The 12220-nt window shown below is 57.7% G+C and carries 13 protein-coding genes and 1 tRNA gene; 8 read left to right on the forward strand and 6 right to left on the reverse strand.

The annotated features are described in order from the left end of the window. Positions 1-117 precede the first annotated feature (117 nt). Both CFT65_RS14510 and CFT65_RS14515 read left to right on the forward strand, forming a co-directional pair. Entirely contained in the window at positions 118-417 is a 300-nt protein-coding gene (locus tag CFT65_RS14510) for a hypothetical protein (RefSeq protein WP_088829573.1), read from the forward strand. Between the two features lie 64 nt (positions 418-481). After that, positions 482-3304 carry an insulinase family protein gene (locus CFT65_RS14515; protein ID WP_088828800.1) on the forward strand — a complete coding sequence of 941 codons (2823 nt, stop codon included), beginning with the start codon at positions 482-484 and terminating at the stop codon, positions 3302-3304. Between the two features lie 5 nt (positions 3305-3309). On the opposite strand, the gene CFT65_RS14520 is transcribed toward CFT65_RS14515, so the two are convergent. Both CFT65_RS14520 and CFT65_RS14525 read right to left on the reverse strand, forming a co-directional pair. Then, positions 3310-3942 carry a TIGR04282 family arsenosugar biosynthesis glycosyltransferase gene (locus tag CFT65_RS14520; RefSeq protein ID WP_088828801.1) on the reverse strand — a complete coding sequence of 211 codons (633 nt, stop codon included), beginning with the start codon at positions 3940-3942 and terminating at the stop codon, positions 3310-3312. Beyond that, a complete protein-coding gene (locus CFT65_RS14525) occupies positions 3929-4636 on the reverse strand; it encodes a TIGR04283 family arsenosugar biosynthesis glycosyltransferase (protein WP_088828802.1) in 708 nt (235 codons plus the stop codon). Before CFT65_RS14525 ends, CFT65_RS14520 begins: the two co-directional genes overlap by 14 nt. A gap of 87 nt (positions 4637-4723) precedes the next feature. Between CFT65_RS14525 and CFT65_RS14530 the strand changes: the two genes are divergently transcribed. Continuing rightward, positions 4724-4800, forward strand: a tRNA-Arg gene (locus CFT65_RS14530). 61 nt (positions 4801-4861) lie between these two features. Here the strand turns inward: CFT65_RS14530 and CFT65_RS14535 are convergent. Both CFT65_RS14535 and CFT65_RS14540 read right to left on the reverse strand, forming a co-directional pair. Next, positions 4862-5401 carry a GNAT family N-acetyltransferase gene (locus CFT65_RS14535; RefSeq protein WP_088828803.1) on the reverse strand — a complete coding sequence of 180 codons (540 nt, stop codon included), beginning with the start codon at positions 5399-5401 and terminating at the stop codon, positions 4862-4864. Between the two features lie 61 nt (positions 5402-5462). Next, positions 5463-5771: a monooxygenase gene (locus tag CFT65_RS14540; protein ID WP_088828804.1), complete on the reverse strand. Its 309-nt coding sequence runs from the start codon at positions 5769-5771 to the stop codon at positions 5463-5465. A 133-nt stretch (positions 5772-5904) separates the two neighbouring features. Here CFT65_RS14540 and CFT65_RS14545 point away from each other — a divergent pair, with 133 nt between their 5' ends. The 4 genes from CFT65_RS14545 to CFT65_RS14560 all read left to right on the forward strand — a co-directional run bounded on the left by CFT65_RS14545 (position 5905) and on the right by CFT65_RS14560 (position 8822). Further along, positions 5905-6579, forward strand: coding sequence for a spermidine synthase (locus CFT65_RS14545; RefSeq protein WP_088828805.1), 675 nt, complete (start codon positions 5905-5907; stop codon positions 6577-6579). Between the two features lie 97 nt (positions 6580-6676). Beyond that, positions 6677-7255, forward strand: coding sequence for a Tll0287-like domain-containing protein (locus tag CFT65_RS14550; protein ID WP_088828806.1), 579 nt, complete (start codon positions 6677-6679; stop codon positions 7253-7255). Between the two features lie 36 nt (positions 7256-7291). Continuing rightward, positions 7292-7939: an MBL fold metallo-hydrolase gene (locus CFT65_RS14555; protein WP_088828807.1), complete on the forward strand. Its 648-nt coding sequence runs from the start codon at positions 7292-7294 to the stop codon at positions 7937-7939. A 217-nt stretch (positions 7940-8156) separates the two neighbouring features. Further along, the gene (locus CFT65_RS14560; protein WP_088828808.1) at positions 8157-8822 is read left to right on the forward strand and encodes a hypothetical protein; all 666 of its coding nucleotides are present in this window, start codon (positions 8157-8159) and stop codon (positions 8820-8822) included. A 12-nt stretch (positions 8823-8834) separates the two neighbouring features. Here CFT65_RS14560 and CFT65_RS14565 read toward each other — a convergent pair whose 3' ends face one another. Next, complete coding sequence (locus CFT65_RS14565; RefSeq protein ID WP_069184874.1) at positions 8835-9458, reverse strand: L-threonylcarbamoyladenylate synthase; 624 nt, start codon at positions 9456-9458, stop codon at positions 8835-8837. Next, entirely contained in the window at positions 9458-9811 is a 354-nt protein-coding gene (locus tag CFT65_RS14570) for a BolA family protein (RefSeq protein ID WP_088828809.1), read from the reverse strand. The genes CFT65_RS14565 and CFT65_RS14570 overlap by 1 nt, the downstream gene beginning before the upstream one ends. A 201-nt stretch (positions 9812-10012) precedes the next feature. Between CFT65_RS14570 and CFT65_RS14575 the strand changes: the two genes are divergently transcribed. Beyond that, on the forward strand, positions 10013-12196 hold the full coding sequence (locus CFT65_RS14575) for a DNA topoisomerase 3 (protein WP_088828810.1): 2184 nt from the start codon (positions 10013-10015) through the stop codon (positions 12194-12196). Positions 12197-12220: the final 24 nt, after the last annotated feature.

Genomic DNA, 12220 nt, shown 5'->3' on the forward strand with positions numbered 1-12220 from the left:
TTTCCGGATTACCACAAAGCAATGAAAGCGCCCGCCAGCAATGACATAATCGGGAACTTATCGCGCCTTTTGGCATCTGTTCTTTTCACAGGAAAACCGATCTTCGGAACCCCGACCATGCAGAAAGACAATCCCAACGCAGAACGCTACATTTCCATCGCCCGGGCCTGCCTGAAGGCCATCAACGATACAGCTGATGACGCCGGTTCCCGCGAGCAGAAAATTCAGGCGGTCTACGAGGCCATCGACCAGGCCTTCCAGGCCGAGTTCGCGGATTACCGTCAGTCCGTTGCCATTATGGCCACGGTTCTGGAACGTATCGCCTCCGGCCAGCTGGACAGTGAGAAAGCCGCCGATCTGGCTCGTAGAACACTTGACCAGCAGCCCGAGAGCACGCGCAACGCGATGATGCACTGATACGCGACACGCTTCTTCGAATCACAGAGAGCCTATGAACACACGCACCGTCAGGAAGAACTCAATGCAAAACTCTATATCACGACTGTTTTCCCTGCTGACACTTGTGCTGTTCAGCACTCTTGCTCTTGCCGCCCAGATTCCGGAGAAGAGCCCCAATGACGACAACCAGTACCGGTTCATTGAACTGGACAACGGCCTGAAGGTCATCCTGGTTTCTGATCAGGATGCGGACAAGGCAGCTGCTTCGATGAACGTTGCTGTTGGTAGCGGAGATGATCCGTCGGATCGGGAGGGCCTCTCCCACTTCCTGGAGCACATGCTGTTCCTCGGTACCGAGAAATACCCCGATCCGGGCGAATACCAGCAATTCATCAAGAGCCACGGTGGCCAGCACAATGCCTTCACCGCATTCCAGGACACGAATTACTTCTTCGATGTTCAGGCCGAGTTCCTGGAACCGGCGCTGGACCGTTTCGCGCAGCAGTTCTCCGCCCCCCTGTTTACCGCCGAGCTGGTGGAGCGGGAGCGCAACGCCGTGCACTCTGAGTTCAGCGCCAAACAGAAAGAAGATGGGCGCCGATTCTATTCCGTAAAAAAGGCAGTCAGTAACCCGGACCACGCCTTCAGCCAGTTTGCCGTAGGCAACCTCAGCACCCTGGAGAACACCGAGGACAGTCGCCTCCGGCCAGATCTGATCGAGTTCTGGAAGCAGCATTACTCTTCAAACATCATGAGCCTGGCGGTTTACGGACCGCAAGCCCTGGACGAGCTGGAATCCATGGTGCGAGGCCGGTTCGATGCCATCGAAAACCGCAACCTTGAAACCAAACGCCATGTGGCCAGCCTTTACCGGGCGGAGGATCTTCCAGCCAAGGTGACGGCCGAAGCACTCAAGGATGTTAGAAGCCTGTCGCTCACTTTCCCCATTTCGTCCCAGGAAGAGAACTACCGCACCAAGCCCGCCAGCTACGTGGCCAACCTGCTCGGCCACGAAGGCCCAGGCAGTCTGTTCGATGTGCTAAAAACGGCTGGCCTGGCGGAGAGTCTGTCCGCGGGCCTGGGTATGGATACGGGCGAAAACGCCACCCTGGAGATCAGCATTTCCCTGACACCGGAAGGACTGGCTCGCCATGAGGACATCCTGCCGTTGGTATTCGATTACATCGAGAAGATTCGCCAGAAAGGGATCAGCGAGCAGCGTTTCCTGGAAATGCAGAACCTGGCACGCATTGATTTCCGGTTTCGCGAACAGGGCAACCCCCTGCACGAAGCCATGCGACTGTCCCGTCACCTCAAGGACTACCCGCCCGAGGACCTGCTGCGCGCACCCTGGCTGGTGGAACGCTTCGCGCCGGAACAGTACCGGGACATCCTGGACCAGCTGACACCGGACAACCTCCTTGCCTTCGTACTGGCGCCCGATCCGGTCCTGGAAAACCCGAACCGCACCAACTGGTATGATGCGGCCTGGACCCGGGAACCGCTCAATACGGAAGCGCTTACTGCCCAACGCCTGCCGGAACTTGCGGCCCAGTTGCGCCTGCCCGCGGAAAATCCCTTTGTACCGGAAGATCTGGCAATGGTGACAGGGCAAACCATGGACAAGCCTTCAATGCTGGCCACGCTCGAAGGAATGGACATCTGGTTTGCCCGGGATACCCGGTTCGACACCCCCAAAGCCAACGTGTTTGTGAGCCTTAGGACTCCCGCTGCCCGAGCCTCGGCCCGCAGTTATGTCCTCACCCAGCTGTTGGTGGACGCCATCAATACCAACCTGAATGCCTGGGCCTACTCCGCTAGTCTTGCCGGACTGGATTACAGCGTCTATTCGCACCTGCGGGGCATCACCGTTCGTGTAGGTGGCTACAACGACAAGCTTCACACCCTGATGAACCGCATCCTGCTTCAGCTGGACACGCCAGAGCTGACCGAGCAACGTTTCGATATTGCCCGGCAACAGATGATCGACGGACTTCAGAACAAGGCCAAGGATCGCCCTGTGGAACAGACCTCTGAGTTCGTGCAGACGTCGCTGATCGAAGGCGCCTGGTCCACAGACGAGAAACTGCGGGCGGCCCGGGAAGTCACCTTTGATGAACTGCAGTCCTTCTCGGAAGCCCTGCTCTCCCGGGTGGATCCGGTCATGCTGGCCCATGGGAACCTTACTGAAGCCTCGGCCCTTAACCTGGCCCGGCAGATCGACGCTATTGTCCTGGGTGACAGCGAGCTGACCCGGGTAGAACGCAGCCAGGTACGCCAGCTGCCAGACAATGAAACCACGGTTTCCATTGAAGTAGACCATCCGGACACCGGCTATACACTTTACATGCAGGGCGATAACACCGGCTTTGAAGAACGGGCGCGTTTCCGTCTGCTGGCCCAGATCATCAGCAGCCCCTTCTTTGAAGAGCTCCGCACTAACCGCCAATTGGGCTATATCGTTTACGCGACACCGTTTGAAATGCTGGAAACGCCGGCTCTTGGGTTTGTCGTCCAGTCGCCGTCTGCCACCCGAGTGGAGATTGATCAGGCGGTTCAGGAGTTCTCCAACAGCTTTGAGGCAACCCTGTCGGCATTGACGCCGGAGCGCCTGGATCAGGAAAAGCAGGCTGTGATCAGCAAACTTCTTGAGAGAGACCGGCAGCTGGGCGAGATTTCCAGCCGCTACTGGCGCGAGATCGATCGGGGCATGGACAGCTTCGATTCGCGGCAGCAGCTGGCCAACGCGGTAAAACAGGTCAGCCAGCAGGAACTGTTGGAGACGTTCCGACAAGCGGTTCTGGAACGGGACCAGAGCCTGCAGGTGGTCACCGGTGGTGATGGCCTGGAGGCGAGCCGGGCCCTAGGCCGGCTCACCGAACTACCGCCGGTGCCCGCCAGCTGACAAGTTCAACAAGTCTGCAAAAAACGGGCCCAGTCCTCGGGCTCGTCAACATCCCACCGGGGCTCTAGCAGATGATAGCTGAGCCCCGCCGCTTCAAGTCGTTCACGAGTTTGAGCAAGCACATCCGGCGTGCCCCAGGCGATATCGTCAAGCATGCCCTCCGCCACTTTTGAGGCGCCGATCAGGACATAGCCGCCATCGTCAGACGGACCGAGCACGACGTCATAATCCACCAGACAGGCGACCGCCTTACGGGCATAATCCGGATCCACCGACGGGCAATCACTGCCGACCACCAATGCCCGGTCATAATCCCGGAGGGACTGACTCAGGGCAAGGTGCATCCGTTCTCCGAGCGCATTGCCTTGCTGGACTTTCTGAATCAGGCCGGCGCCATCGAGCTCTTCAACAATTGCAGCTGCCTCCCCGGGACGGTCATCCGCCGGCCGATCCCACCAGAACTCAACCGGATAGCCAGTGGCACACAGATTATCCAGCACCGCCAGGGTCAGTCGAATATGGGCTTCAAGCGCCCCTATCGCGCCGAGCTCCGGCATCAACCGGGTTTTGACCCGACCGGCCTCCGGCCATTTGGCAAACTGAAGAAAGACCGCCGAGGGCGAATTACTTTGAGGCATTGCGAACATCCGATCGGTAGGTTTGGGCCAGAGACTCCGGCGATTCACCACGCCAGTAACGCCAGCGTAGCTGCCACATCAGAAAAATAGTTCGCCAGGCACCGTGCTTCTGCCAGCGGCGGCTATCGGTAACAACAGGCTCTTTTATACAGAAAGGACGGGATACCAGGCAAAGCCGACGGGAGAATTCCACATCTTCCATCAGCGGGATGAGCTTAAAACCGCCCAGCACCTCGAAGGTATCCCGGCGCACGAACATGGCCTGGTCGCCGGTACAGATACCGGTAAGGCGGGAGCGCTGATTCATGAACCAGGCAATGAGGCGGAATAGCAACCGCTCCCCACTCAGCCGCACATCGAACCGACCCCAGGCGCGGCGCGAGTGGACGAAACTTGCAAGGTGCTCGAGCGTATTTGCCGGCAAGCGCGTATCCGCATGCAGAAACAGCAGGAGATCGCCGTTTGCCGACGCCGCGCCGGCATTCATCTGAAGCGCCCGGCCCTTCTCTGACATCACAACCCTGTCGCAAAGGGGCCTGGCCAGTTCAACCGTTCGATCGCTGCTGCCGCCATCCACCACAATCACCTCATGGCCCCGGGCGCGAATCGGTTGCAGGGCGCGCAGGGTGTCGGTAACACCCGTCGCCTCCATCCAGACAGGAACAATCACGCTTAACGAGAAAGGATCTGGCAAAACAAACTCCGTGGCATTCACCGAAACCGGGCCGCACCTTGAGCCTCAGGGCTTAGCCCGCTATCATACCGCCCTTCTCGCGATAATGCCCCCGTAGCTCATCTGGATAGAGCGTCCCCCTCCTAAGGGGAAGGTAGCAGGTTCGAGTCCTGCCGGGGGTACCATCCTCCCTGAACCAATATTCGCAAAAACGGCTTCCTGAGTCGTCCAAGACCGAACATCTCCCTACCAGAATGACGAATGGTTCAACGCCGCGACGCAAGTCGATAAACCTTCCAGCGCTGCCAGGGGCCCTTCCGTGAGTGACTGCCCGATCCAACCTTCCGGTTGACTCAATGGCAGAGGCGGCTTGGCCATCGATTCAGTCAGGGTTTCGAACCCGACTTTCCCATAAAACGCTGGATCGCCGTAGGTGATCGCCACATCAACACCCTCTGCACAGAGTGAGTCCAAAGCGTGCTTAAGAAGGCGCTGACCAACTCCCTTGCCCTGCCACTGGTTTGCAACCGCCATAGGCGATAGAAGAAAGACTACTCTGGAGTCCCGTGAATAAGTCAGCCTGGTAAAAACAGCGGCCCCTACGAGATCTTCCCCTACGCTGGCAAGAAAAACATGGATATCATCAGGTGCTGTTTCGGTGAGCAGTTTCCGGACGAGATTACCGATAAGAGCGCCTTCCTCAGGGCCTTCCGAGTCGGTAAACGTTGCGGTGAAAAGGTCCTCAATTTCCTTTTCGCCCCCTCTAAACTTACTGGAAAATCTCATTTTTGAGGCCCTTTTTGTAAACTGAACCCTGTGTTGAATTGAACCAACTAGTTAGCGCTGCTCACGGAAATACCGGACCATTATCAATCGCCGACAGTGCCTCATTCACCTGAAAAATCTTGGCGTTTACGGACGGGATCCCGAAACCTTTCAAGCGGGCTGTGTGCATTTCCAGATACTTCCTCGCGCTGGCTTCGTCCTCAAAGAGATAGATGCCGCCAGCTTCCCTGGATTCACAGTTTTCCGTCCAGACTTTCCAGATAAAACCCGGCTCCGTGGCGATGGATTCCGCCAGATCCTTCATGGCATCCGCCATCTCCTGTCCGAACGGGCCATCGAACGGGAAATCGACTTGCAGCAATGTTTTCATAGACACACCACTTCAACAGAGAAAAGGTAATAATAGATCGGCGAAGTTTAACAATAATGTGGCAATGCAGTTTTCACCAGAGACGGCTCCAAAAGGTTAAGATGCAGGCCCAACTCAATTTTTGGAACCTAACATGGCCCGCTTTACCGAAATCGGAACCGCAACGATCCCCGGCAAGGGAACCCGATTACGTCTTTTACAGCGAAATGATGAATTTTCCATCAAAATTGCCGGAACCACCGGAGAATTGATGAACAGCAGGATCCACGGCTCGGAGGATGCTCTTGCCACCCTGGCGTGCGAACGGATTGCCGATCAGCCTGCTCCCCGAGTTCTTATCGGCGGCCTGGGCATGGGGTTCACGCTGGCAGCAGCGCTGGCCGCTCTGAGCGACGATGCGCAGGTGACGGTAGCCGAGCTGGTTCCCGAAGTAGAAGCCTGGAATCGCGGGCCGCTGGGCTCTGCGGCGGGCAACCCGCTGAACGACCCGAGAGCCCGGGTTCACATTGGTGATGTGGCAGAATTACTCAGAAACAGCGACGGCGAATGGGATGCCATTCTTCTCGATGTCGACAACGGTCCGGAAGGACTCACCCGCAAAGAAAACAACTGGATCTACTCTCCGGACGGCATTGCGGCCGCCCAGAAAGCGCTGCGACCTGATGGCATCCTTGCCTACTGGTCTGCCGGCCAGGAGCATTCCTTCACCGAGAGGCTGCGACGGGCAGGATTTTCTGTTGAGCCCGTCACAGTGAGGGCCTTGCGACCCGGCAAGGGTGCCCACCACGTTATCTGGCTGGCGTGGTAATCATTAATCGGCTCTACCGGAATCTGTCCTGGCTCAATTTGGGATTATTCTTTTGTTATATACTTTTTGCAAAGCCAAGAAGCCCGGGAGAGATTCAATGACCAAACCGATCATCACAACAGTCTTGCTATGCTCCTTGCTTTCCATGCCGCTGCTCGCGCAACCCCAAGCAGATAGCCCGGAAGCAATGGTTGCCGAAGCACGTTCCCTGGTAAAAAGCTTCGGCGGCTCATTGAAGCAGGCGCTCCAGGCGGCCATCAAAGAAGGCGGCCTCACAAACGGTCTTGCTGTTTGCAAGACTGTGGCACCGGAAATCGCCAGGAACAACAGCAGCGGCGGCTGGGTCATCAGTCGAACCAGTCTGAAAGTCCGGAACCCGGAAAACGCCCCCACCGACTGGCAGGAGATCCAGCTGCTGGCAATGGACAGACAGCCGGTCAAAAACGGAAAACCGGTGGAGGTCTGGCAGGTCTCCGAAGCGTCCGGACAGCCGGCGTTCCAATACATGAGCGCCATCCCGACACAGAAACTTTGCCTTGGCTGTCACGGTAAGTCCATCGCCCCGGAGGTGAAGGCAAAACTGGCTGAACTCTATCCTGAAGACAAGGCGACCGGCTTCTCCGAGGGCGATTTGCGGGGCGCATTCGTTGTTACGCGGCAAGTTCCAGTAAACTGACGGGATTAGCCATTTCGTCAGCGATTGAGAGCAGGTATGTCACTGAACTACAGAATCATTCCGGTCACGCCTTTCCAGCAGAACTGCTCATTAATCTGGTGCGAAAAAACGCGCAGGGCAGCCGTAGTCGATCCAGGCGGCGATCTGGAGAAGATTCGCGCCGCTGTGGACGAGGAAGGTGTGACGGTCGAGAAAATTCTGCTGACCCATGCCCACATTGACCATGCCGGCGGAACTGCGGAGCTTTCCAAAGAGCTGGGCATTCCCATTGAGGGGCCGCAGAAGGAAGACAATTTCTGGATTGTCGGCTTGCCCCAGCAGGCGCAGATGTTCGGGTTTCCGGCCCCGGAAGTTTTCACCCCTGATCGCTGGTTGGAAGACGGGCAGCAGGTCACCGTGGGTAACCAGACCCTGGAAGTCCTTCACTGCCCCGGCCACACACCGGGGCATGTGGTTTTTTATCACAAGGAATCCGGTCTGGCGCTTGTGGGTGACGTGCTGTTCCATGGCTCCATCGGACGCACGGATTTTCCAAGGGGCGACCACGCAACACTGATTCGCTCTATCAGAGAACAGCTGTTCCCGCTCGGCGACGAGGTTGCGTTCATTCCCGGACACGGTCCGATGTCCACCTTTGGCCGGGAGCGGGCCTCCAACCCCTTTGTTTCCGACCATCGGGGCTGAGCCTGTCGCCAACCTTTATAGTTATGCGTCAATGATTTCCCGATCCAGATGAGATTCGGGGAATAGTCGTTCACACACGAAAGAAGGAGGGAGCCGTCAGCCTGGGATTCCATGGAGTTGGCCTGAAAGCTGCAATGCATGATGACAAGCATTCGTGATTCCCAACGCAGACTGTTCGGAAACCGCGTTCCGGTTGACCGAAGGAGGAAACCCATCCATGTCCCTACTGACCTCTCTGATCCGGGCAAGCACCCAGTTCCAGCAGGCCATGGAAAAGCGCCAGATGCCCCCAACAGGGCCAGAAGCCGCGTCTGGCAAAGTCCAGACAAAGGCCATTGAAACCGAGCCGACACCTGGCGATGACCGCTTCACACCCTCGGAGAACAGCCAGTCTGACCTCTCACGGCTGAAAGCTCGCCGACTGGCCATGACCGACTACAAACAGACCGTGGGGCAGGATCTTGCCTTTGTACGGGAAACCCTGCGGCACAAACTTGCCGAATACAACCTGCACCCGGCAACCGCATTGAACGTCAGCAAAAATGAAAACGGCAGCGTTGCGGTTGAAGGGAAAATCGCGGAAGGGACCCAGGCCCAGATTGAAAAAGACTTGAACGTCAACAAAAACTTCAAGGAAGCGTTCAATCGACTCAGCGTTAACGAGCCGACGCTGCACTTTATGGACAATGCGCTCAAGCTGAACCAGGCCTATGGGGTGAACAACCCGCTGCTTGACACACTGATCAGCGAGAACCAGCAGTTCAACGGCCTGCAGGACCTGGTTCACCGTTACGACACCATACGCCGCTCCGTTAGTGCCGAGCAAATGGAAGCTGCGGGAAATAGCCGGGCGTACGCCTTCAATCTGAACGCCCGGGCATAACATAAGGGCAGATCAGACCTCGAACGGTGCCGGATCTCCTTTGCCAACGCGGGTAACCACTGGAGCCTCGCCGGTAAAGTCCACGACCGTGGTGGCTTCCATACCGCAGAACCCCCCGTCGATAATCAGATCCAGCTCATGCTCCAGGGTTTCCCGGATGTCATAGGGGTCGGTCATCGGATCGGTCTCGCCCGGCAGAATCAGCGTGCTACTCATGATTGGCTCACCAAGCTCACCCAGCAGCTCCTGAACAATGGCATTATCCGGCACCCGGACACCCACTGAACGACGCTTCGGGTGGAGCAGTCGCCGGGGCACTTCACTGGTAGCATCCAGAATGAACGTATAGGGCCCAGGAGTAAAATTCTTCAGCAACCGGTACTGGGTATTATCCACCTTGGCATATACGCCGATATCCGACAGATCCCGGCACACCAGCGTAAAATTATGCTTGTCATCCAGCCTGCGAATCCGCTTGATCCGATCCGCTGCCTGCTTGTCGCCCAGATGGCAGCCAATGGCATAGGCTGAATCCGTCGGATAAACGATCACCCCGCCACGACGCAGAATATCCACCGCCTGATTGATCAGGCGCTTCTGCGGCGTCTCCGGATGAATCTGGAAAAACTGACTCATTAACCCTCTCCCTGAGCGGTACGCGCCGCCATCGCCGGATCTTTCTTGGACCCGCCCATACAATTCGGGGACTCCGGCGCCGACTGACCGGTCGCCTCCCACTCTTCCGGTGAGTATAGATGCAACGCCAGCGCATGAACCGGACCCGCCAGTTCCTCGGCAAGCACCTTGTAGATCGCCTGATGCCTCCGCACTCTCATCTGACCCTCAAACTCCGGCGACACCAGGGTCACCTTGAAATGAGTTTCAGAGTTCGGCGGCACACTGTGCTTGTGGCTCTCGTTCTCCACCTGAAGCACACGCGCATCGAACGCGTCGTTCAGTTTGGTTTCAATTGCTTTTTGGATTTTCATAATCCAGGACTCCTAATGCTCAACTCGAGGTACAGAGGGCGAATTACGGGGAGCTCGACGTGGGTGTGGGAGAGGCCTTTCCCACAGCCACCGCCCGCTTGGCTGACAGTCTACTACAGAACGACCGACGTACCCGAGAGCCTTGACAGCATAAAGCCAAAGCGCCACATTCCCCTCCCGATTCCAAAACACACAAACTCCATGCACCTGTATATCGCCGAAAAACCAAGCCTGGGCCGCGCCATCGCCGCCGCCCTGCCAGGCCCCCACCAGAAAGGCCAGGGCTGGATACGCTGTGGCAATGGCGAAAACGCCGTCACCGTAAGCTGGTGCATCGGCCACCTTCTGGAACCGGCAGAGCCCGCGCGCTATAACCCGGCCTGGAAAAAATGGCGCCAGGAAGATCTGCCCATGTTTCCTGACAAATGGGAAGTCATGCCCAAGGACAGCGTGCGGCAGCAGCTCAAGGTGCTGGAATCCCTGATCCGCCAGGCCCAAACCATTATTCATGCCGGCGACCCGGACCGTGAAGGCCAGTTGCTGGTGGACGAGGTTATCCGCTATTTCGGCGTCAGCGCACCGGTGCAACGCATTCTGATCAACGACCTGACGCCAGCGGCTGTGGCCCGGGCTATCCAGAGCCCCAAAGACAACCGGGAATTCCGTCGGCTGTCCCATTCGGCATTGGCTCGGCAACGGGCGGACTGGCTGTATGGCATCAACCTGACCCGATTTTATACCCTCAGCTACCAGCAGCGGGGGGAGCAAGGCGTCTATTCGGTTGGCCGGGTACAAACCCCGGTGCTCGGCCTTGTGGTTGAACGTGACAACACCATCGAACACTTTCAGCCCAAGCCCTATTACCGCATTGAAGCAAGGTTCAGGGCGCAGGAGGAAGAGGCTGACCAGCAAACCTTCACCTCCCGCTGGCAGCCCAACGAGCAGTTTCAGGATTACCTGGATGAAGATAACCACCTGCTGAATCGCGAAGTTGCGCAACAGATCGCCGATAGTGTGCAAAGCCGGCCCGGCAAGGTCACCGAGTCCCGTTTTCGGGATCGGTCCGAAGCTCCACCGCTACCGTTTTCTCTCTCGGCCCTGCAGATCGAGGCAGGCCGGCTGTTCCGGATGGGCGCCAAAGAAGTGCTGGATACTGCTCAGAACCTGTACGAACGCCACCAGCTCATCACCTACCCGCGATCCGACTGCCGATACTTACCGGAAGGGCATTACGCTCAGCGGGAACAGGTGGTAAGGGCCATTGCCCGAGTGGCACCGGATCTGGAGGAAGCCTGTAACGACGCAGATCTGGACCGCAGGACTGCCGCGTGGAACGACAGACAGGTCGACGCCCACCACGCTATTATTCCAACCAGCCGCCCGACGCCCAACGGCAAGCTCAGTGCAGCGGAAGCAAAAATCTACGGCCTGATCAGCCGGTATTACCTGATGCAGTTCGCGCCAGATGCCGTACACCGGGAAGGTAAACTGACGGTGCGAGTGTCAGAGCACGAATTCCGCGCGACGGAAACAGCCATCCTGACGCCCGGCTGGAAAACGCTGGAGCTGAAACTTCGAGAAGGTCGCAAGGAACCGGACAAGGCTCCCCTTCCCAGACTCGAAAAAGGCGAACCGGTGTTCTGCGAGGATAGCAGCCTTACCGAGCGGAAGACCCAGCCACCCCAGCATTTCACGGATGCGACCCTGCTCTCGGCAATGACCAACATTGCCCGATTTGTAACCGATACCGAGCTTCGAAAAACCCTGCGCGAAACCGATGGTCTGGGCACCGAAGCGACCCGGGCCGCCATCATCGATACCTTGTTCAAGCGCGATTACCTGTACCGCGACAGTCGACATATCCGCGCCACCGACAAAGCCAAGGCGTTGATCAGCGCTCTGCCCGATTCGGTGAGCAAACCGGATCGCACGGCCGTCTGGGAAGCAAACCTGGAGAGCATTCGCCGCGGCGAGGGCGAACCGAAGAAGTTCCTGGATACCCTCAAAGAAGAAATTCGCGGCTTTCTGAACAGACCGCAGGGCCAGCCTGCCTGCGACCCCGAACCCAACGGGACAGCTTCACCCGAGGCACAGCCCCACTGCCCCAAATGCCGAGCCCCGATGCTGGAGCGAGACGGTAAATTCGGCCGATTCTATGCCTGCACCCGCTACCCGGATTGTCGTGGCACCCGACCACTGGAAGAAGCCAGCCCCCAGGATGGCACCGGCCAGAAACCCATTCCCTGCCCCCACTGTTTCTCACCCCTGGTGCGGCGAAAAGGTAAGAAAGGCTGGTTCTGGGGCTGCAGTAATTTCCCCGGCTGCCGACAAACACTGGACGACGACAACGGAAAGCCTGCAGTCCGTTTACGCAAGTCTACATAACGATACTGAACGCAGATCCACATT

The organism is Marinobacter sp. es.048 (assembly GCF_900188435.1).
GTDB lineage: Bacteria > Pseudomonadota > Gammaproteobacteria > Pseudomonadales > Oleiphilaceae > Marinobacter.